A 19,210-nucleotide genomic window follows, 5' to 3' on the forward strand; every position below is an offset into this window, starting at 1 on the left:
GGTTTCCGTACAAACGTGGAGTCCAGTTGACCAAGGCAATGAAAACTATAGGTACGCAATATCAATGGTGAAACATGCGCGTACGTTCCCTCCTGGACGGTGAATAACTGATCTCAATGCTGGCGCCGGGAAGAAGTTAGGAAAGCGCTATTGCCACACTGTCCGGAATGTGGCAAACTCCTCACTGGTACTGACCAGCTAGCCAACTAGTTGCCATGATGTGAGTCGCGGCAATGTCGGGGCTGGCGACGTCAGCGGGCGACGAGAAATCGCCGATCGCCTCGTGTTTGGGTCGTTAGTGGACTCTGCTTCGACCATGGGGTGTGAGCTGCGGCAATGCCGCAATAATTCGACAGTTGGGCCGAGGCCTGGCCATAGTCGTCGCTAACTACAAGGCGCACGTAATGCGACCATTCGCACTGAACGCAGTAATGCGGAGCAGTTGCTTCGCCGTCGAAGTATCTGGATTCGGCAAGGCGGTCCGATGGACCTCGGCCGGCGAACAGCTTCGCGCCGAGTTCTGTGCGTGGGGAAAGGTTTCTGAAAACATGACGGTTCTCGAGATGGCCGCGCCCACGGAAGAACGGCCACAACAACATCGACGAGAGGCTCCGAAGAGGGCTGGCGGAGTATCCGCACGCAGGAAATGGCAATCTGCGTATCTTCGTCGTCTGGCGATTACCGACACGATTATCGTTGCGGCAGTTGTGTTTCTGGCGCAATGGTGGCGATTCGGTAGCGACGTTGATGTCGTCGACGGCGAAGCGCTCGGCCATTTCAGCTACACCGCACTGTCTTTCGCCCTGATTATCGGCTGGTTCGCTGTACTGAGAGTATTTCGCACCAGATCTCCTCGTGTGATCGGAAGTGGCCCTGAAGAGTACCGATTGATCGCTGTCGGAACGCTCCGCCTGTTCGGATTGATTGCGATCGCCAGCCTTCTCCTCCACCTCGAGATCGCGCGCCTGTACCTCGCCGTGGCATTTCCAATGGGATTGACGGCCTTGATCGCGAGTCGTTGGATCTGGCGACGAGTGATTGCTCGAGAGCGAGCCCGAGGTGAATTTCGAACTGCGGTACTCGTGGTCGGTGTACGAGGGGCGGTTGTCGATCTTGCACGGAACCTCGAGCGTGACGATGCCCATGGATACCGAGTCGTCGGAGTCTGTGTACCCGGCTACGGAGGAGACGTCGGCGAGGTTGTCGCAGTGAACGGCCGGGACATTCCGGTGCTCGGAGACGAGCACAGTGTCACCGACGCGCTCGAACAGGTCGGCGCCGACACGGTGGCAGTGACGGCGTCGGAGCGACTCGGGCCGGACGGGTTGCGCAAGCTGGCCTGGGATCTCGAGCGCGATCATGTGGACCTTGTTGTTGCGCCGGGGATTCTGGATGTGTCCGGGCCGAGGCTGTCGATGCGCCCGGTCTCTGGATTTCCGCTGATACATGTCGAGCGTCCGCGCTATCACGGCGCACAGAAGTTCACGAAGACGACCTTCGACATCGTCTTCGCGACGCTGGTACTCACAGTGATCAGTCCGGTGCTTCTGGCGGCTGCGATCGCCGTCAAGCTCACGAGCAAGGGTCCGGTTCTGTACAAGTCGGAGCGGATGGGGTTGGACGGTCAGCCGTTCCCCATGCTCAAGTTCCGCTCGATGGTCCAGAATGCGGATTCTCAGGTCACGGCACTGATGAAGGAGAACGAAGGCGCCGGAGTGCTTTTCAAGATGCGAGACGATCCGCGAGTGACGACGGTAGGTCGTTTCATGCGTCGATACTCGATCGACGAGTTGCCCCAGTTCGTCAATGTCCTCCGGCGAGAGATGAGCGTTGTAGGACCGCGGCCACCGCTTCGGCGCGAGGTCGAGATGTACGACGGTGCGGTCAGTCGCCGGCTACTGGTCAAGCCCGGTGTCACCGGACTGTGGCAGGTCAGCGGACGTTCGGATCTTTCGTGGGAAGACACTGTCCGCCTTGATCTTTCCTACGTCGACAACTGGTCGATGATGGGTGACGTCATGATCGTCGCGAAGACGCTCAAGGCGGTGGTGGGAAGTGATGGCGCCTACTGACAACAAGGCGGCACCGGCGCCTTGCGAGAACAAGGCACCGAACAATCCGCTGATCTTGCGAACGGCACTGGTGATCGCGGTCATCGGCGCGAGCGGAGCCTTTCAGGCGTACACGCAGAAGACAGCGCTCGGATCGTTGCTCGTACACGGTTCGGCCGCTCTCGCGGCGACACTGGCGTTGGTCTACTTCCTCGATCGGCGATACTCACGCAACACGACCTGGCCGGTCTTCGCGCTTCTGGTCGCGGCCGTCGTCCCGGCAACCAGCTGGTACTGGTCGACGTTGCCTCGGAACTCCGCCGTCGCCGGCATCGTCATCGTGTGCCTGGCGATCACGGGAATCATCGTCGCCCGTGAGTTGACGTTCGCGGTGCGAGTACGGACCGTTGCCCTCACCTTGATGGTACTGCTCGTGTTGTCACTGCTGGTCGTGTTCCTCGATCCTTCGACTGGCATCGACGTGGACACACGCGCTGTCACGTATCGCGGAATCTTCACGCACAAGAACACTTTGGGCCGAATGGCTGCGATCGAAGTTGCACTCGTCGCTGTCATGCTCATGCTGCCCGACGTCAAGCGGATTCCGTGGGTGGCGGCGCTGGCTGTCGCCGGCATCGTGTTGTTCGAAGCCCGGAGCCAGACCAGTCTCGTCGCAGCAGGGATTGCGCTGGCGACAGTTCTTGCTCTGAAGTGTTTTCGACGGACACCGAACGCTCACCTCGCCTCGACTGTGATCATCGGCCTGTACCTCGGGGTGTCCGGCGCGATGAAGGTGCTCGGACCCGATGTCGCAGAATTACTCTCGCGAGACGCCACGTTGACCGGCCGGCTTCACCTCTGGACCGTTTCGAACTACTACGCCGAACAGCGGCCTCTGCTCGGATGGGGCTTCGGCTCGGTGTGGGCGCCGGACAGTGCAGTGGGGCAGATGATTCGGTCCAAGCTTTCTTTCTCGGCGACCAGCGCACACAACGGAATGCTTGACATACGGCTGCAGATCGGTTGGATCGGATTCCTGCTGCTGTTGGCCGGCTACTACCTGCTTTTGAGTACTTCTCTTTCGCGTGCTCACAGCAGGACCGAGTACATCGCCATCGTCGCGCTGATGGTTCTCGTCTTCTCGATGGACTTGACGGAGTCGACGCTCTTCTTCGGCGCTATGTGGTTGATCGTGTGGGTCTTCCTGGCTCCGTACGGACCCTCCACACCCCGTTCACACGGTCCCCGCAGCGCCGAACTGTCTATCGGTGGGGGCCGTACCGACAAGAACATCGCCAACAAATCCGTTTCGCCGCGAAGAGGAGGCGAGTGAGATGTACAAGTCATTCGATGTAACCCGCACGGAGACCGATGTGAGCCCGACGCCCGACGTTCGATCGGCGGCACCGAAAGCACTGATGTTCCATGCGATCTATCGAAATCCGGGTGGTGAGGAACAGAGCTTCGCAAATGAGTCCAGGCTCCTCGAATCGATCGGGTACGAGACGGTTCGGTGTACCACCGAAAACAACAAAATCTCTCGAAGACCGTGGGCGGGCGCCGCAGCAGTGTTCAGTCCTCGGGTACTCGTCGATGCGTTGCGAATCATCCGCTCGGAGCGACCGGACATCGTTTACGTCAACAACCTCTGGCCGGCGTTTTCGGCTTCGTTGCTCGTGGCCGCAAGGGTCGCCGGAATTCCTACGCTGCAGGCGGTTCGGAACTATCGCCTGGTAACACCCTCGGCCAAGTTACGCGCCGATGGCACGTGCACCGAATGCGGTTCCACCAACTACTTCACGAGTTGTGTCCGCAACGGATGCTACGGAAACAGCCGACTGCAGAGCCTTGTCTGCTACCTGAGCGCTGCGGCAGTCAAGCTCAGCGTCTTGGGGTGGAAGCAACACAGGTTCGTCGCAACGAGCGCGATGACAGCACGTCTGGTCGAGGGACGACTGATCGAATCCGACCGCGTCGTGGTTCGTCCGAACTTCGGGTTCGAAGAAAATGAACCCGAATTCCGGAGCAATGATTCGGTTGTGTGTGTCAGCCGACTGACACCCGAGAAGGGCGTCCTCGACTTGGTGCGTAACTGGCCCCAGGGTGCCGGATGCCCCTCCCTCACAGTTCTCGGTGACGGACCGCAGTATGGCGAGATCTCCAGCTTGAGTGCAGCTCTCGACAACGTCACGATGGCCGGATTCACGTCACACGAAGATGTGATCGAGATACTCCGCCACAGTGCGGCGTCCGTGGTGCCATCTCAATGGGCAGAGCCGTTCGGACGCGTCGCGATCGAATCGATGTCGGTGGGTACCCCCGTCATCTACGCAACCAACGGTGCACTCGCGGACATCGTCGGACCGGGCGGAACGCCCCTTCATTCCCTGGAAGAATCGTCGATCCGCGAGGCACTCGCACGGATCCTCGGGGCGGACGACCGATCCGCGATACGCAAATCCGCATATCGTCACTACGCGAGTCGCTTCACCTCGTGCAAGGCGGCGACGTCGATGCGTGAGCTCATCAACGAGGTGAGGTCGTGAACGATCGCACTCGGCATGTGACATTCATGGCGGATCAGGGACTTTCGAGCATCCTTACTTTTGTCGTTCTCACCTCGGTGGCACGACTCGGTGGTCCGATCGAAGTCGGCCAGGTTGCCGTCATTCAATCGGCGGGTTTGTTGGCACTGGCGCTGGGGCGAGCGATCGGCGTCGACGTCTGGCTCTCACGAGGAGCGAGGTCCGACGAGCGTCGGCCGGCTTTGGCGCCCACGATCGTGCTGTCGGCAGTATCGGTGACATCGGTGTGGGCACTGTTCTTGATCGCCGGGTCGGACTCGATGAATCTCACGGTATATGCCTTGGCCGCAGTTGGTTTCGTGATCTTTGACGTGATACGCACGATGTTGATGCACGATGGTGCGAGTTGGATCTCCGCGTCGATACAGATCGTGACACTCTCGTTCGTACTTGTTGCAGCTTTCCTGGTCGAGAATCTGACACTTGCTCTCGTGACCTACACGGTCGGTGTCTTCGTTGCGCTCGCTCTCGGTCACGCATCCATGCGTCTGGTGCCGCCGGTGCCGTCGATCAGGTACTCGCGCACGCACCGATACAGATCCGTGCCGTTCGCGATCGAGATATTGATGGGATCAGCTGCGCAGCAGGCAATGTTCTTGATACTGACCGTGGTGGCATCGATCTCGATGATCGGTGAGATCAGAACTGCCCAGACACTGCTCGGTCCACTGTCCTTGATGTTCGCAGGTATCTCGCCGATCCTGATGCGCAAGTTCGGAAGTGGTGTCGAATCGATGAGCCCGAGCGAGTGCATGGCACTCGGTCGCCGAGTGGGATTGCGGATCTTCCTCGTCTCGATCGTCTGCGTTTCGCTGATCTGTCTCGTGCTCGAGATTCGGCTCTCGGGAGTTCGATTGACGGATCACCTGGTCGGGCCGCATTTCCCGAACTTGATGCCGGTCATTCTGCTGTGCGGACTGGCAGTGGCGTTCAACGGGATTCTTCTGGGTGTAGGAACGTCGATTCGAGTCGTGGACAAGACCGGAACGCTCAACACATTTCGCGCATTGCTGCTGCCGCTGCAGTTTCTGATCGTTCTCGGAGCGGGATTGTCCGACGATGCCGTCTATGTCGCAGGAGCATTGGCGGTATCTGCTGGTGTCAGTGCGAGCGTCGTGCTCCTGGTCTCGATGAACGACGTCTCTCGGCCGAAGGTTGGTCTCTCATGAAGGACCTGAGCGGCGTCATGGTCGCGATTTTGACGTACCGTCGCGAATCGGCACTTGCGCACTGCATTGACAGCGTCAGGGCGTCGATCGTGGCTGCCGGCGTTGCGGCCGAGATCGTGGTAGGCGACAACGATCCTGATTCCACCACACCGACATACGTCGTCGACGGGATCGAGCGACTGCATCTCGGGTTCGGCGGGGTATCGGCAGCGCGACGTGCACTCGTCGATCTCGCCAACGCGCGAGAACGTCGATACATCGTGTTCGTCGATGACGACGAATATGTCGAAGTCGACTGGCTGTCGAATCTCCTCGCCTGCGCCGCAGATTTCGACGCGGGTGCCGTGGCCGGTCCTGTGATTCCGGTGGGTCTGCCTGCTTCAGAACTTCCATTGCACGCCCGTGTTCGCCACACCACCGGCACTCCGGTTGCGTCGGCAGGTGCTGGAAACCTGTTGTTGGACCTGAAGGCTTTGAACGGCTTGAACTTCAGTGTCGATTGGGATCTACCTGGCGGCGAGGACACCGAGTTCACACTCCGGATGTGCGCCGGCGGTGTCCGGTTGCTGTGGTGCGACGAGGCAATTGCGTACGAACCCGTCGACGCGGATCGGCGTCGGGATTCCTGGCTCTTCGCACGATACGTCAACAACGGCCGGATCCTGGCGCTCTGTCAGGGACAACTCACCGCGCCGCAGTTGACGGTTCAGATCGTCAAGCGAGCTGCTCTCGTACTCGCAGCGGCCGTGGCGACACCTGTCGCCGTGTTCAGCCCGCGTGTCAAACGCATCATTCTCGATCACGGTGCACGCAACATCGGTTGGTTCTCACAGCAATTCGGCCGCCACGATTCTCGGATGTCACGCGCACAGAGGCTGGAGGTAGCGCGATGACACGGTTGTTGATGACGGCATACGCCTGCGATCCGAATCAGGGTAGTGAGTCCGGGGCGGGTTGGGCGCTTCTCTCGGCGGCTTCCGAACTGTGTGAGTCGATCACGGTGGTGACTCGCTCCGGTGAGGCTCCCACGTTGGAATCCGCGTGTGAACAACTCGGTTGCGAAGTTCGAGTCGTGCGAATGGCGACGTTGACCGCGGAAGAAGCCGGATCGTACGGTCGATACCTCCGATGGCTCTGGCACACTTCACTGTTCGTTCGGCGTGAAGCGGCACACTTCGACGTCCTTCACCACGCAACGTTCGCCTCCGACTGGCTGCCCCCACCGGTGCTGTTCGGTGGAGTCGGTGGCAAACGACTCGTGTGGGGGCCTGCCGGCGGAAACACCTACCCGCCGATGTCACTCGCCAGGAGTGTCGGTATGCGATACCTGGCCGCCACGGCTGTTCGCACCTGCTCGACGAAAGTCGTACGGGCACTGACCCACATCTTCGTGTCCGGGCGCGTCGACACCTTCATCGCGATGAACTCCGACAGCGGCCGCGGGGCCCCGCGAGCCTGCGACGTCGTCGTCCAGCCCAATTGCGTTCTGGACTACGACGGAATCGAAGTTCAATCGGTACCCAGACCGAAACGAAAACTGCTCTTTGTGGGAAGGCTGTTGCAGTACAAGGGGATCGACCTGATACTCGACGCGCTCGAGCATCTCGGTACCGATTGGTCCATGACCTTTGTCGGGGAAGGGCCCGCGCGAGCGCGAATCGAGAAGTCGCTGCCCTACCGGCGTGGTCAGATCACGCTTCACGGGTGGCGCGACAGATCGGAAGTGATGAGAGAGATGGGGGCCTCCTCGGCCTTGCTCTTCCCGAGCATGCACGATTCCGGCGGTTGGGTGGCCGCCGAAGCTGCCGCGGTGGGCCTCCCGGTGGTCTGTTTGGATCTCGGCGGTGTACCGACTCTGGCCGGTCGGAACGCCGTGGCGATTCCGGTTGCGCCGACATCCACGCTTCCCGCGCGTATTGCTCGATCGATTGTCGAGACCGAGCTTTCTCTCTTTGAACCGCAACGTGATTGGACTCGATCCCGGTTGGAATCGATCTTGTCGCGCAGTTACGGCCAGTGCAATGAACGTCAACAAACGAACTCGGAAAAGTGGTGAGACAGATGAGCAGTCCGTTCGAGGTCATCGAGGTAGGTGGCATTCCGTTTGCCGCGACCAATCTCGAGGGAGCTACCGATTGGGTAGTCAACGAGAGGCGGGAGGGGGTGGGAACCGGAGTCTCCGTGAGGTTGTCGAATTCCTACTGCGTGTCGGCGGCACACAATGATCGCGACTACTCCGCAGTGCTGAAAGGCCCCGGGGTGAACTTCGCAGACGGAACCCCGGTCAGCTGGGTCATGCGGTTGACAGGTGGCGGTGCCATTTCCGATCAGATCGGTGTGCGACCAGTTCGCGGTCCGTCGTTCTTCGAGGCCACGCTGGACAAGGGACGCCGCTACGGCCTTCGTCACCATTTTGTCGGCACGACAGAAGAGACGTTGAGTCTCTTGAGAGATCGAGTAGAGGAGTTGTACCCGGGCATCAAGGTGGCCGGCACCTATGCGCCACCGTTTGCCGAGTTCAGCAAGGAGTTCGTCGACGACATCATCACGAAGGTCGGTCCGTCGTCGCCGGACATCGTGTGGGTCGGTCTGGGTGCACCCAAGCAGGATTTTGTCACGAAGGCGATAGCAGACCGAACCGACTACGTGGCCGTCGGAGTGGGTGCCGCCTTCGATTTCCTGGCGGGAACTGTTTCCGAAGCACCAACTTTCGTCCAGAACTCGGGTTTCGAGTGGCTGTATCGACTTGTGTCGGAACCCAAGCGTCTATGGCGACGCTACCTGTTCGGTAACTCGACTTTCCTCCGGCTGGCATCACGTGACATACGAAATGTCTTCGGCCGTTCGGGGGGACGCACATGAGCAAGATCAAGACCGCCGAGCGATTCGGAGGAATACGGACCACAACCGTGGATTCGCAACCATCAGGCGGGCTGTCCCGCAACGGAAGGAACGCAGGATGAAACGCGCACTGATTACCGGAATCACGGGGCAGGACGGCTCTTACCTCGCCGAGTTGCTGCTCTCCAAAGGCTATGAGGTTCACGGACTGATCCGTAGATCTTCGACGTTCAACACTTCGAGGATCAACCACATCTACGTGGACCCGCACGATGCAGGTGCTCGACTCTTTCTTCACTACGGTGACCTCAGTGACGGAGCGCGTCTGGTGACGCTGCTCGCGCAGATCAAGCCGGACGAGGTGTACAACCTCGCTGCGCAGTCTCACGTCAGAGTGAGCTTCGACGAACCCGAACACACCGGGAACACCACCGGCGTCGGGTCGATCCGACTACTCGAAGCGGTTCGGATGGCCGGACTCGACTGCCGGTTCTACCAGGCGTCGAGCTCCGAGATGTTCGGTGCGACACCACCACCGCAGAACGAGGAGACACCGTTCTACCCTCGCTCGCCCTACGGTGCGGCGAAGGTGTACTCGTACTGGATCACCAAGAACTATCGTGAGGCGTACGGGATCTTCGCCGTGAACGGAATTCTGTTCAATCACGAGTCACCCAGGCGTGGTGAGACATTCGTGACGCGGAAGATCACGCGCGCAGTCGCACGTATCAAGGCGGGTATCGAGGATCACCTGTACATGGGCAATCTCGATGCGATTCGCGACTGGGGATACGCGCCGGAGTACGTGGAGGGAATGTGGCGCATGCTGCAGGTCGACGAGCCTGAGGATTTTGTGCTCGCCACCGGTGGCAACTACTCGGTGCGCGACTTCCTCACCGTCGCTTTCGAACATGCAGGTCTGAACTGGGAAAACCACGTTCGATTCGACGAACGGTATCTTCGGCCGACCGAGGTGGACGCACTGATCGGGGATCCGAGTCATGCCGAGCGCAAGCTCGGTTGGAAGGCCGGCGTCCACACACCCGAACTGGCCCGGATCATGGTCGACGCAGACGTCGAAGCGCTCGAGCACGAAGGGCGACCGTGGATCGACACTCCGGCACTTCCCGACTGGTTGGCGACGCGATGAGTGATTCGTTCGCGCCGCGACCCCTCGATCGAGACGCACCGTTCTACGTGGCTGGACACCGAGGTTTGGTCGGCTCTTCGGTGTGGCGACACCTGGAATCTGTCGGCTTCTCCAGGTTGCTCGGAAAGACGTCGGCCGAACTCGATCTACGTGACCGGGAAGCTGTTTTCGATTTCTTCGCCCGCGAAAAGCCGACCAACGTGATCCTCGCAGCGGCAAAAGTTGGTGGGATTGCGGCGAACAGCACGTTCCTCGTCGACTTCCTGTCGGAGAATCTGCGCATCCAGGTGAACGTGCTCGACGCCGCCCTCGCGCATGGTGTCGAGCGTCTCCTGTTCCTCGGATCATCGTGCATTTACCCGAAATTGGCGCCGCAACCGATCAAGGAGCAATACCTCCTCACCGGTCATCTCGAGCCGACCAACGACGCCTATGCAATTGCAAAGATCGCGGGAATACTCCACGTCCAAGCTGCCAGGCGGCAGCATGGTCGCCCCTGGATCTCGGCTATGCCCACCAACCTGTACGGCCCGGGAGACAATTTCTCGCCACGCGGATCGCACGTACTTCCCGCACTCGTTCGGCGTTACGACGAGGCGCAGTCGTGCGCAGTCCAGTCGGTTGTCAACTGGGGGAGTGGCAACCCGCGCCGTGAATTCCTGCATGTCGACGATCTGGCGTCGGCGTGTCTGCATCTGCTCGAAAACTACGACGGTGCATCGCATGTCAACGTCGGAACCGGCGAGGATCACACAATTCGTGAGATCGCTTCGATAGTCGCCGCGGAGGTCGGATACACCGGAGAGACGCGGTGGGACACCTCGAAGCCGGATGGAACGATGCAGAAACTTCTGGACGTGAGCATGATTCGTGAACTCGGGTGGCGGCCGACGATCGGATTACGCGAGGGTATCGCGTCGACAGTCTCGTGGTACCGCGACAACATCGGTGCCGTACGCACCTGAATCGCTTTTCCCATCAACACACTTCGCACACTCTCGAGAAAGCAGATCGAGCAACATGAGCACTCGCATAGCAGTATTCGGCACGGGATACCTGGGCGCGACACACGCGGCCTGTATGGCCGAACTCGGTCACGAGGTCCTCGGAGTGGATGTCGATGCGGCAAAGCTGGAGAAACTGGCAGCAGGTGAAGTTCCGTTCTACGAGCCAGGGTTGGGCGAGGTCCTACGAAGAAACATCGATCGAGGGCGACTGAAGTTCACGTCGTCGTACGAGGAAGCCGCACAATTTGCGGACGTGTTCTTCCTCGGCGTCGGGACGCCGCAGAAGAAGGGCGAGTTCGCCGCGGACATGATCTACGTGGACGGGGTGATCGAGACTTTGGCGCCGCTGCTCACCAAACCCTCGGTCATCTTCGGCAAGTCCACGGTGCCGGTGGGAACCGCGGAACGGCTCGGTAAGCGCGCGCGGGAACTGGCACCGATCGGTGACGGCGTCGAAGTCGCGTGGAATCCCGAGTTTCTCCGTGAAGGATTTGCCGTCCAGGACACGTTGCACCCGGACCGGCTGGTGCTCGGGGTCGATCGAAATGTCCGCGGTCGGGCAGAATCTGTTGCGCGCGAAGTTTATGCAGAGCTCATCGATGAGGGGATTCCGTTTCTTGTCACGGACCTTGCGACGGCGGAGTTGGTCAAAGCGTCAGCGAATGCTTTCCTGGCCACGAAGATCTCGTTCATCAACGCGATCTCCGAAGTGTGCGAGGCCGCGGGCGCCGACGTCACGGTGCTCGCCGACGCGATCGGGCACGACGTTCGGATCGGACGTCGATTCCTCAACGCGGGAATTGGTTTCGGCGGAGGATGTTTGCCGAAGGACATCCGTGCCTTCATGGCCCGCGCCGGGGAACTCGGTGCCGACCAAGCACTGACGTTCCTGCGCGAAGTCGACAACATCAATATGCGCAGACGTACCCGAATGGTCGAATTGGCTCGGGAGGCATGCGGATCGCTGCTCGGCGCGCGAGTTGCAGTTCTGGGTGCCGCATTCAAGCCTGACTCGGACGACGTTCGTGACTCGCCGGCACTCAATGTCGCGGGTCAGATTCAGCTCCAAGGTGCCGCAGTGAATGTGTACGACCCGAAGGCCATGGACAATTCGCGCGCGCTCTTCCCGACGCTGACCTACTCGGCAAATGCGTTGGAGGCCTGTGAAGGTGCCGATGTCGTCCTGGTATTGACCGAGTGGCCCGAATTCTTGAAGTTGCAACCGTCTGATCTCGACTCGGTGGTTCGCAAGAAAGTGATCGTCGACGGGCGTAACTGCTTGTCGCCAGCCGGCTGGCGAGGCGCGGGTTGGACATACCGCGGATTGGGACGTCCGTGAGCACAGGGCATGGTGCCTGCTGCAGTTGATCGATATCGAAGTTGAGAAAGCCCGGTTCGCCCTAGCGGCCTGACCGGCAACAACCGCTCAGACCCGCAGTGGGCATGCGTGAGCCGAAGGAGACATCAAGATGGAAATAATCGACTACCTCAAGATATTACAAGCCAGGTGGCGGACAGTCGCGGTCGTAACCGTGCTCGGAATCCTGGGAGCACTTGGTGCGTCCCTTCTTTCGACACCGATCTACCAGGCCTCGACCCGGTTGTTCGTGTCGACGTCGGCGGGAACCTCGGTCAACGAGGCACTTCAAGGTAGCCAGCTGTCGCAGCAGCGAGTTCTGTCGTATACAAAACTTCTGACGGGTCGAACGCTCGCACAGCGGACGATCGACGAACTGGGGCCGAGAGTGGTCGGCGGGATGTCGGCTGACGAGTTGGCCTCCAAGGTCACTGCAACGTCGGCGCCCGACACTGTGTTGATCGACCTCGCAGTCAAGGACGCGTCACCGGAACTCGCACGCGAGATAGCGAACACGCTCTCGTCCGAATTCGTCGCATTGGCACAGGAACTGGAGACACCCGAGAACGGCGGAACACCGCCTGCACGTGTGGTCGTCGAGCAGCAAGCTCAAGAGCCGACTGTTCCCGTGTCACCCAAGACTTCGCGCAACCTCGCGCTCGGAGCAGTGGCGGGACTGCTGTTGGGGATCGCTCTTGCGCTGATTCGCGATCGACTCGACAACACGGTGAAGGATCGTCGAACGGTGGAAGAGATCGCGGGTTCGGCGATGGTGGGCACGATCCCGTTCGACAAGGACGTCGAAGTGAACCACGCGATTGCTTTCAGTGAAGGTAATTCCGTGAGTGCCGAAGCGTTCCGCGAATTGCGCACCAACCTTCAGTTCCTCGAAGTCGATCACCCACCTCGCGCGATTGTCGTCACGAGTTCGCTTCCCTCCGAAGGTAAGACAACCACGGCAGTGAACATCGCACTGGTCTTGGCAGAGGCAGGTAAATCGGTCTGTCTGATGGAAGGTGATCTCCGGAAGCCGCGGGTATCGAAGTACCTGGGATTGATCGGGAGCGTCGGTGTCAGTTCGGTACTCTCTGGTCAAGCGACCCTGGATGACGTGCTGCAGCCGACCGAATTCGCCGGGCTGACCGTGCTGGCCTCGGGACCGATCCCGCCGAACCCGAGCGAACTGCTCGGCACGGACACGGCCAAACATGTTCTGGAGGAACTGCGGGCGCGATACGACTACGTCATCATCGACGCCTCTCCGTTGCTACCCGTCACGGACGCTGCAGTTCTGGCTGCCATGTCGGACGGCGCTCTGGTGATCGCCCGACACGGCTCCACGAAGCGTGATCAACTGGCGCGCGCCGTCGGAAACCTGCAGAGCGTGGGAGCACACGTCCTGGGCAGTGTCATCACGATGACTCCGTCTCGAGGACGTAATGCATACGAGTACAGCTACTCCTACGAATCGGACAAGTCGCTACCGCAGTTGACCGCGGTGCCGTCGCTCAGCCCTCACCGAAGCGAAGTCGGCTGAGCAACGGGCCCACGAGGTCGGCGATCTGAAGTCCGATCTCGTGAAAGAGCTTCTCTTCCTTACCCATCGGATCCGTGACGTCCTCGGGTTCGGTGGCACGAAAACGCGGTCTGGCGGCGGCGAGATCGTCGACACTGCCGGCGTCGGCGAGCGTGGCCAACCGTGCGGCCTCTCGAAGGGTGAAGGTGCGCTTCAGTCGGGTCGGAGCCATCGCCAGGACTTTGTCCCGGTGACTTTCGGTCATCGTGAGAATGAGATCGGCATCCGCAGCCAGCGCCGTCGTCAGACGTCGGGCTTGAAAATCTCCGGGGTCGCCGCCGAGATCCGCGAGAACCCGTGCCGCTGTCGGCTCGATCGGGTGTCCGACCATCGCCCGGGTGCCGGCACTCGAAGCGGTGAATCCGGTGGCCCGGGCTTCGGCGGCATAGGCACGCGCGAGGCGTTCACCGGTAGGTGATCGGCAGATATTTCCCGTACAGACAAAGAGAACGTGCATGGCAGAAGCATAGGTCGCAGGCGCGACGCACTCGTCGTACGCCCGATGTTGGTTTCGCGCCCACCTCGCGTACGCGTGTCGGAAAGTTCGGGCGCATACCAACAACACATGAAAATGACCGTGTTCGGAACGGGATACCTGGGGGCGACCCACGCAGTGTGTATGGCCGAACTGGGCCACGACGTGCTGGGAGTCGACATCGACCAGTCCAAGGTCGACAAGTTGTCTCGGGGGGAGGTCCCGTTCTTCGAGCCGGGCCTGACCGAAATGCTGGAGAAGAATCTGGGGGCTGGTCGGCTCCGGTTCACGACGTCCTACGCCGACGCCGCGGAATTCGCCGACATTCATTTTGTCGGGGTGGGGACTCCGCAGAAGAAGGGGGAGTACGCCGCGGATCTGAGTCACGTTCATTCGGTGATCGACATGTTGGCGCCGTTCCTTCGACGGCCTTCGCTTATCGTCGGCAAGTCGACCGTCCCGGTGGGCACGGCTGCGGCTCTCGGCGAGCGACTGCGGGCCACCGCGCCCGCGGGTGGCGCCGTCGAGGTGGCCTGGAATCCGGAGTTTCTGCGTGAGGGGCACGCTATCGCGGACACCCTGAGCCCTGATCGGTTGGTTCTGGGGGTTGATCGTGATCGACCGGGAAATGCCGAAGGTGTTCTTCGTGAGGTGTACGCCGAGATGTTAGGTGCGGGGGTGCCGTTCCTCGTGACCGATCTGGCTACATCCGAGTTGGTCAAAGGATCTGCGAATGCGTTTCTCGCGACCAAAGTGTCCTTCATCAACGCGATTGCGGAGGTGTGTGAGGCCACCGGCGCCGACGTCTCGATGTTGGCGGACGCTCTGGGATACGACGACCGGATCGGCAGGCGGTTTCTGAATGCGGGGTTGGGGTTCGGCGGTGGTTGCCTGCCGAAGGACATTCGGGCATTCATGGCACGCGCCGGCGAGTTGGGTGTAGACCAAGCGCTGTACTTTCTTCGTGAGGTCGACAGCATCAACATGCGGCGACGAACAAAAGCAGTGGAACTGGTGACGGCAGCCTGCGAAGGCGGTTTGCTGGGAGCTAACGTGTCGGTGCTCGGGGCCGCATTCAAACCCGAATCCGACGATGTTCGCGATTCGCCTGCGCTGAACGTGGCGGGAATGATGCAGCTTCACGGGGCGGCAGTTACCGTCTTCGATCCGAAGGCGATGGACAATTCTCGCCGACTGTTTCCCACCCTGCACTACGCAACCTCCACGTCAGACGCCTGCAAGAATGCTGATGTCGTTTTGATCGCGACCGAATGGGACGAGTTCGCCTCACTCGTGCCTGCCGATCTGGAACCCCTTGTTCGTCGACGCGTGATCGTCGACGCCAGAAATTGCCTCGATCCGAAGGTCTGGCGTGCTGCCGGATGGAACTATCGCGGATTAGGTCGCTAGGTCGAACGTCCAGGTTGCGAAAAAGTAGCTGCATCTGGCTGTTAGATGCGACGCGCGAACCTCGCGGACCACCCCTAGTGGGTAGACTTCCGGCCGGGGAATGACGGGGTCTGCTGACAAGACCCGTCCACGGTCGACGAAGGTGGATCATGAACTTGGTTTTGGGCGTGACGGTGGGAGCCAGCGCTGTGCGTTTGGCGCGACCGGGGACGCCTGACCACAGCGGTCCGGTGTTTCGATCGAGATCGGTTGAGCGGGGGCGGGACGTCCCGGAGGACATCGCTGCAGAAGCGACCCGAGTGGCGTTGTCCGAGAATGCCGAACTCAGCAGTCATACGGTCGTCGTCTACCGGGATCAAGCGCAAGCCGGTGCACTCCAGACCGCGTTCGAACAGAAAGGTGTCGACAACTTCGAGTTGGTTCCCGAAGTTTCGGCGACGCTCCGGATGCTCGAGGAACCCGGTGCGCTGACCGACCAGAACACGCTTGTCGTCGTCGACATGGGTAGTTCGGGATCGACGATCAGCGTTGTGGACAGGCATACGAGGTCTACCGTCGTGACCGCTCGGTCGACTCGGGTCAGTGGAGACCATTTCGACGACCTCGTCTACTCCGACCAAACGGTGCGTCGCCGAATTGCGACGCCGGCCGACCCGGGCGGCGACTCCGAACTGCAGGCGCGATGCCGACTTGCCAAGGAACAGCTGTCCACACGGAGCGCCGTGTGCCTGCCCGGCCCTGGTGGGCTTCTCTTGCTGTCGCGGGAAGTCTTCGATTCCCTGGTCATCACGTCGGTGGAGGCATTTGCGCGAGAAATACGCGAGGTCATCGCTACGTCCGGCCGCAACCCGGACGCGATTGTCCTCATCGGCGGCGGCGCGCGCGTCCCGATCGTGCGGGCGACTCTCGCGGCGTGGCTCGATTGCCCCGTCATCGCGCCCGAGCAGCCTGAACTGGTGACCGCACAAGGTGCTGCGCTGATCGCGGAGTTGTCCGTGACGCCGTCGTCACGCCCGGTCGCCGCGCCGGTTCAGGTCCCGGCGGTGGCGCCGATCTTCGCGCCTTATCCGATTCACACACCGGCGGAGGTGCCCGTCCCGGTACAGGCGTTCAGTCATGGAGGAGTCGCGACGCTCCCCGAATCGGAGCGACCGAAAGCTGCGCCGGAGGTTGCTGCCGAGGTGAAGTCTGTTCCGCAGGAACAGAGGTCGAGTCCGTACGCTGCGGAACTGCCGCAGCCACGACCGAACCGACACGAGCAACGATTCGACCAAAGTGCAGATTTTGTCGTCACTGACAGTGAACCGGTCACGGACGGGTTCGGGGCCGAGCAGGACGCCGATACCGTGGCCGTGATGGTTGACGCCCAGGCGTACTCGGCAGTGCGCGAAGACAAGGGAGTCGGAGCAGGGACCGCACATCCGTCGTGGCTCGCCGGAACACAGACTGTGGAAACCACATCCACCGAGCCCAGGAATCCACTGCGTTTTGCCGGCCTCGGCGCCGGTGTGATCGCGGCAGTCGTCATCGTCGGACTGGGGTTGGGCTACGGCGGAAAGGTCTTCGGAGACTCCGAACAAGCCGGACCTGTGGCAACCGAGGTGACTACGACAGCCCCGACGACCACGACCACTCCGCCGCCGCCGACCACAACGACGCCGCCTCCGACTACGACCGAGGAAGCCCCACCCGTCGTCGAGGCACCGCCGGTTGTGCAGGACACCTACATGCCGCCGGCACCAGCACCTGCGCCTCCGCCGCCCGCGATCTACATTCCCGGACTGCCGCCGATTCTGTTGCCAGTCCTTCCTCCGATTCCTGGACTCTGAGGCCCGGTTCTCAGCGTTTGGAGTGGCGTCCACCTGAAGTCGAACCGGCCTTTACCGCACTGCCGGGTGGCCGCGCGAGAATCACGGCGATGGCAGTGGTGAGCGGAACCGAAAGAGCCAGAGCTATTCCGCCGACCGCGGACCGTACGATTTCGATCGCGACGGCGTCACCGACCAAAACGTCTTGAAGCGGGCGCCCGCTGACACTGAAGAGCAGCAGCAACGGCAGAGCCCCGCCCGCGTACGCGAGAACCAAGGTGTAGACCGTGCTGGCGATGTGATCGCGTCCGACCCGCATCGCACCGCTGAAGACTTTTCGGCGGGACGCGTGCTTGTCGAGTTCGGCCAACTCGAACGCCGAGGATGCCTGGGTGATGGTGACGTCGTTGAGGACGCCCAGTGAGCCGATGATGAATCCCGCCAACAGCAGGCCGGTGATGTCTATGTGCTCGATGTACGTCTGAACATTGGTGTTCTGCTCTTCGGACAAGCCGGTGAGATGAGTCAGTTCGATACAGAGGTAGGAGAGAACGGCAGCGAGCACCATCGCGGCGAGGGTACCCAGCAATGCGGAACTGGTTTTCAACGAGACGCCATGCGCCAGATAGAGAACCGCGTACAAGATCACCGCCCCGGCGACCAGTGCAACGGGTATTGCAGGCTTGCCGTCAAGTAAGGCGGGGAGGAGAAATCCGACGACAACGCCGAAGGCGATCACCAGGCCGACAAGTGCGCGCAGTCCGCGCCACCGCGCAACGGCGATGATGACGACGGCAAACGCGACGACGATCAGCGCCAGCGGGAGTCCACGCGAATAGTCCTCGAAGGAGTACTGCGTATTGCCGTTCGGGTCCGTCTGACGCACGAGTCGAATGTGGTCACCCACGCGAAGGTCCGGCTGACCGGCACCTGGAATGACCTCGAGCAATGTCTTCGTTCCGGCATTAGGCCCGGATTCGATATCGACGATACTTCGCTGACATTGATAGGCAGAGGTGGGTGGCGGTTGCGGTGCGCCGACGAATACCCTTCCAGCGGAGGAGCTTCCGCAGTCGCCGAGGTCCTGCATCGTGACAGTGCCCGCTTCGGTTTCCACCGAGCTGCCGTCGGCGTTCTGAAACGGGAGCGGGACGGGAATGGTGTTCTTGTCCGGCCACAGCGCGATTGCTGCTGCGACGACGACCATACCGATGACGACGAGCAAGCCGATGACGACGCGGGATGCGGTGGGCCCGATCTGGATGGGTCCGCCGTGGCCGTGGCCGTGACTCATCGGAAACGGAGTGTCGGACTGGGGATTTGCACCGGTGCAATGTTATCGGCTCCGAAGCGAATGATCAGCTTCTGTGGATAGTGTCGATCGACGGCAGTTTTGATCAACGGCAGTGTTGATCAACGGCAGTGTCGGCACAGGCAATAACCGGGAGAGAAGTACCGGAATGTGAAAACTGGGATTGGTCGAGCTGGGTGGCGGGGAACAGGGGGGGTTGTCCCCGCCACCACCCTGGTATCCACAGGGGGGGGGAGGGATACCAGGTGCTCGCGGCACCGAAGTGCTGATAACTAATGTACCCAATTTCAAACCGATTTGGCGCGTTGTCCAACTACCAATTTCACAACGAATCACGTACCGGTTGGACCGTTTTCACATCAGGGCAGGTCACTAATTAGTTAAAGTGTCAATCAAACCGCGTGGTTTGCGAAATATGTGACCAAGGTCGCACAAATGCCCCGCCGTTTTACGTTTACGGGGCATTTGT

The 19,210-nt window shown here is 60.8% G+C and carries 15 protein-coding genes; 13 read left to right on the forward strand and 2 right to left on the reverse strand.

Translation table 11 applies throughout. The annotated features are described in order from the left end of the window. Positions 1-548: 548 nt before the first annotated feature. From ACFWEM_RS19115 to ACFWEM_RS19165, 11 genes are all read left to right on the forward strand, one after another. Entirely contained in the window at positions 549-2,072 is a 1,524-nt protein-coding gene (locus ACFWEM_RS19115; protein WP_378535959.1) for a sugar transferase, read from the forward strand. Continuing rightward, entirely contained in the window at positions 2,059-3,384 is a 1,326-nt protein-coding gene (locus tag ACFWEM_RS19120) for an O-antigen ligase family protein (RefSeq protein ID WP_378535961.1), read from the forward strand. Before ACFWEM_RS19115 ends, ACFWEM_RS19120 begins: the two co-directional genes overlap by 14 nt. Before the next feature lies 1 nt (position 3,385). Further along, positions 3,386-4,597 (forward strand): glycosyltransferase family 4 protein, encoded by a 1,212-nt coding sequence (locus tag ACFWEM_RS19125; RefSeq protein ID WP_378535963.1) that lies wholly within the window; start codon positions 3,386-3,388, stop codon positions 4,595-4,597. Continuing rightward, on the forward strand, positions 4,594-5,805 hold the full coding sequence (locus ACFWEM_RS19130; RefSeq protein WP_378535965.1) for a hypothetical protein: 1,212 nt from the start codon (positions 4,594-4,596) through the stop codon (positions 5,803-5,805). The genes ACFWEM_RS19125 and ACFWEM_RS19130 overlap by 4 nt, the downstream gene beginning before the upstream one ends. Continuing rightward, positions 5,802-6,698 carry a glycosyltransferase family 2 protein gene (locus ACFWEM_RS19135; RefSeq protein ID WP_378535967.1) on the forward strand — a complete coding sequence of 299 codons (897 nt, stop codon included), beginning with the start codon at positions 5,802-5,804 and terminating at the stop codon, positions 6,696-6,698. The genes ACFWEM_RS19130 and ACFWEM_RS19135 overlap by 4 nt, the downstream gene beginning before the upstream one ends. After that, positions 6,695-7,861: a glycosyltransferase family 4 protein gene (locus ACFWEM_RS19140; RefSeq protein WP_378535969.1), complete on the forward strand. Its 1,167-nt coding sequence runs from the start codon at positions 6,695-6,697 to the stop codon at positions 7,859-7,861. Before ACFWEM_RS19135 ends, ACFWEM_RS19140 begins: the two co-directional genes overlap by 4 nt. A gap of 5 nt (positions 7,862-7,866) precedes the next feature. Then, the gene (locus ACFWEM_RS19145) at positions 7,867-8,667 is read left to right on the forward strand and encodes a WecB/TagA/CpsF family glycosyltransferase (RefSeq protein WP_378535971.1); all 801 of its coding nucleotides are present in this window, start codon (positions 7,867-7,869) and stop codon (positions 8,665-8,667) included. Positions 8,668-8,764: 97 nt separating this feature from the next. After that, positions 8,765-9,796: a GDP-mannose 4,6-dehydratase gene (gene gmd, locus ACFWEM_RS19150; RefSeq protein ID WP_378535973.1), complete on the forward strand. Its 1,032-nt coding sequence runs from the start codon at positions 8,765-8,767 to the stop codon at positions 9,794-9,796. Continuing rightward, positions 9,793-10,761, forward strand: coding sequence for a GDP-L-fucose synthase family protein (locus tag ACFWEM_RS19155; RefSeq protein ID WP_378535975.1), 969 nt, complete (start codon positions 9,793-9,795; stop codon positions 10,759-10,761). Before gmd ends, ACFWEM_RS19155 begins: the two co-directional genes overlap by 4 nt. 55 nt (positions 10,762-10,816) lie before the next feature. Further along, positions 10,817-12,142, forward strand: coding sequence for a UDP-glucose dehydrogenase family protein (locus ACFWEM_RS19160; protein ID WP_378535977.1), 1,326 nt, complete (start codon positions 10,817-10,819; stop codon positions 12,140-12,142). A 130-nt stretch (positions 12,143-12,272) separates the two neighbouring features. After that, positions 12,273-13,697 carry a polysaccharide biosynthesis tyrosine autokinase gene (locus ACFWEM_RS19165; protein WP_378535979.1) on the forward strand — a complete coding sequence of 475 codons (1,425 nt, stop codon included), beginning with the start codon at positions 12,273-12,275 and terminating at the stop codon, positions 13,695-13,697. On the opposite strand, the gene ACFWEM_RS19170 is transcribed toward ACFWEM_RS19165, so the two are convergent. Next, positions 13,669-14,193 (reverse strand): low molecular weight phosphatase family protein, encoded by a 525-nt coding sequence (locus ACFWEM_RS19170; RefSeq protein WP_378535981.1) that lies wholly within the window; start codon positions 14,191-14,193, stop codon positions 13,669-13,671. The genes ACFWEM_RS19165 and ACFWEM_RS19170 overlap by 29 nt on opposite strands. A gap of 108 nt (positions 14,194-14,301) precedes the next feature. Between ACFWEM_RS19170 and ACFWEM_RS19175 the strand changes: the two genes are divergently transcribed. Next, positions 14,302-15,621, forward strand: a complete 1,320-nt coding sequence (locus ACFWEM_RS19175; RefSeq protein ID WP_378535983.1) for a UDP-glucose dehydrogenase family protein — start codon at positions 14,302-14,304, stop codon at positions 15,619-15,621. A 149-nt stretch (positions 15,622-15,770) separates the two neighbouring features. Further along, positions 15,771-17,450 carry an Hsp70 family protein gene (locus ACFWEM_RS19180; RefSeq protein WP_378535985.1) on the forward strand — a complete coding sequence of 560 codons (1,680 nt, stop codon included), beginning with the start codon at positions 15,771-15,773 and terminating at the stop codon, positions 17,448-17,450. A 10-nt stretch (positions 17,451-17,460) separates the two neighbouring features. Here ACFWEM_RS19180 and ACFWEM_RS19185 read toward each other — a convergent pair whose 3' ends face one another. Continuing rightward, entirely contained in the window at positions 17,461-18,723 is a 1,263-nt protein-coding gene (locus ACFWEM_RS19185) for a YibE/F family protein (RefSeq protein ID WP_378535987.1), read from the reverse strand. Between the last annotated feature and the right edge of the window lie 487 nt (positions 18,724-19,210).

The sequence above is a fragment of the Rhodococcus sp. NPDC060176 genome (genome assembly GCF_042728675.1).
GTDB lineage: Bacteria > Actinomycetota > Actinomycetes > Mycobacteriales > Mycobacteriaceae > Rhodococcus_F.

Coding starts and splice junctions, on each gene's coding strand:
- ACFWEM_RS19115 (WP_378535959.1), top strand. CDS start 549: ATGACGGTTCTCGAGATGGCCGCGCCCACGGAAGAACGGCCACAACAA.
- ACFWEM_RS19120 (WP_378535961.1), top strand. CDS start 2,059: ATGGCGCCTACTGACAACAAGGCGGCACCGGCGCCTTGCGAGAACAAG.
- ACFWEM_RS19125 (WP_378535963.1), top strand. CDS start 3,386: ATGTACAAGTCATTCGATGTAACCCGCACGGAGACCGATGTGAGCCCG.
- ACFWEM_RS19135 (WP_378535967.1), top strand. CDS start 5,802: ATGAAGGACCTGAGCGGCGTCATGGTCGCGATTTTGACGTACCGTCGC.
- ACFWEM_RS19140 (WP_378535969.1), top strand. CDS start 6,695: ATGACACGGTTGTTGATGACGGCATACGCCTGCGATCCGAATCAGGGT.
- ACFWEM_RS19145 (WP_378535971.1), top strand. CDS start 7,867: ATGAGCAGTCCGTTCGAGGTCATCGAGGTAGGTGGCATTCCGTTTGCC.
- gmd (WP_378535973.1), top strand. CDS start 8,765: ATGAAACGCGCACTGATTACCGGAATCACGGGGCAGGACGGCTCTTAC.
- ACFWEM_RS19155 (WP_378535975.1), top strand. CDS start 9,793: ATGAGTGATTCGTTCGCGCCGCGACCCCTCGATCGAGACGCACCGTTC.
- ACFWEM_RS19160 (WP_378535977.1), top strand. CDS start 10,817: ATGAGCACTCGCATAGCAGTATTCGGCACGGGATACCTGGGCGCGACA.
- ACFWEM_RS19165 (WP_378535979.1), top strand. CDS start 12,273: ATGGAAATAATCGACTACCTCAAGATATTACAAGCCAGGTGGCGGACA.
- ACFWEM_RS19170 (WP_378535981.1), bottom strand. CDS start 14,193: ATGCACGTTCTCTTTGTCTGTACGGGAAATATCTGCCGATCACCTACC.
- ACFWEM_RS19175 (WP_378535983.1), top strand. CDS start 14,302: ATGAAAATGACCGTGTTCGGAACGGGATACCTGGGGGCGACCCACGCA.
- ACFWEM_RS19180 (WP_378535985.1), top strand. CDS start 15,771: ATGAACTTGGTTTTGGGCGTGACGGTGGGAGCCAGCGCTGTGCGTTTG.
- ACFWEM_RS19185 (WP_378535987.1), bottom strand. CDS start 18,723: ATGAGTCACGGCCACGGCCACGGCGGACCCATCCAGATCGGGCCCACC.